Genomic DNA, 1104 nt, shown 5'->3' with positions numbered 1-1104 from the left:
TAGTTAGTTGATATATTAACTTAATTAAATAAAGCCAGCATAAATTATTTTTCATCATGAAAAAGCTTATAAACGCTCGCTTTATTATATTTTAATTGAAATAGGTGCGACGATGTAGTGCTTCAATACGTTTATCTAGCGGCGGATGAGACATAAAAAACTCGCTAAAGGATTTATTACGGCCGTTTATACAAAACGCCATCATGCTACTAGCTTCTTGTGGTTCGTAACTAGTTTTTAATCGTTGGAGTGCAGCAATCATCTTATCGCAACCGACTAACTTGGCTGAACCAGCATCAGCATGAAATTCACGGTAACGCGAAAACCATAAAACAATAATACTTGCTAGTACCCCAAATACTAATTCAAGTACTGTAGATACGGTAATATACACTAACTGATTGCCATTACTATTTTCTTCTTTACTATCAGATCCCATTATACCTGCTGCTAATTGCGCTATAAAACGGGAAATAAAAATAACAAAAGTATTAACTATCCCATTAATTAAAGTCATAGTAACCATATCACCATTTGCGATATGACTTATTTCATGAGCTATAACAGCCTCCGTTTCAGAGCGAGTCATGTTTTGCAATAGACCAGTACTTACTGCTACTAGTGACCTGTTACGACTCGCGCCTGTGGCGAAAGCATTAATGTCAGGTGCATTATAAATTGCTACTTCCGGCATAGCTATGCCCATATCTTGTGACTGACGGCGTATAATACTGAGCAACCAATTTTGTACTTCGTTATGTGGCTGTTTTATTAGTTCTCCACCGACCGAACGTAGTGCCATATATTTTGACATAAATAGTGAAATAAAGGCTCCACAAAAACCAAACATACTAGCCATAATCATTAACCCAGCTATGCTAGACGCTTGGATACCAGTAAAGTTCAATACAATACCGAAAACAATCATGACCGCTAAGTTAGTGAGTAAAAAAAGAGCAATACGTATCATACGAATATAATATTCCTCAAAAAGTTAATGTTGACAAAATAAAGTTAATTGATTAATGTTACGAACATTTTCAAGCATTAGAGTATTAGTATGCTATAACGCTCTAGTAAATGACTTGTCAATTACTTAATATT

The 1104-nt window shown here is 35.1% G+C and carries 1 protein-coding gene; it reads right to left on the bottom strand.

What is annotated here, in order from left to right; translation table 11 throughout:
* Window positions 1-91 precede the first annotated feature (91 nt).
* On the bottom strand, window positions 92-970 hold the full coding sequence (gene htpX, locus CEX73_RS03155; protein ID WP_101627130.1) for a protease HtpX: 879 nt from the start codon (window positions 968-970) through the stop codon (window positions 92-94).
* Window positions 971-1104: the final 134 nt, after the last annotated feature.

Origin of the sequence: Candidatus Palibaumannia cicadellinicola (assembly GCF_002855795.1) — a bacterium.
GTDB lineage: Bacteria > Pseudomonadota > Gammaproteobacteria > Enterobacterales > Enterobacteriaceae > Baumannia > Baumannia cicadellinicola_C.
This window is presented reverse-complemented; position numbering and strand designations above follow the sequence as displayed.

Excerpts from the sequence above, each read along its gene's own strand:
- htpX (WP_101627130.1), bottom strand. The coding sequence starts at position 970 with ATGATACGTATTGCTCTTTTTTTACTCACTAACTTAGCGGTCATGATT.